At 51.6% G+C, this 217-nt stretch carries 1 tRNA gene and 1 rRNA gene; both read left to right on the top strand.

The features are described from left to right. Window positions 1–13: 13 nt before the first annotated feature. A tRNA-Thr gene (locus tag ACW5XC_RS20490) sits at window positions 14–89 on the top strand. Between the two features lie 27 nt (window positions 90–116). After that, window positions 117–217: ribosomal RNA gene (gene rrf / locus ACW5XC_RS20485) — 5S ribosomal RNA — on the top strand; the annotation flags it as partial.

The raw sequence follows: 217 nt of genomic DNA, 5'->3' as shown, positions 1-217 counted from the left end.
TACCGGTTAGTGTGCTGATATGGCTCAGTCGGTAGAGCGCATCCTTGGTAAGGATGAGGTCCCCAGTTCGATTCTGGGTATCAGCACCATTTTCAAGTTAGTTTTAAAAGCTTTTGCCTGACGGCAATAGCGCCGTGGAACCACCTGATCCCATGCCGAACTCAGAAGTGAAACGCGGTAGCGCCGATGGTAGTGTGGCATTCGCCATGCGAGAGTA

It is taken from the genome of Aeromonas sp. 25-AL00135, from assembly GCF_054052385.1.
Note: the sequence above shows the minus strand (reverse complement) of the source record. Positions and strands in the feature narration are given on the sequence as shown.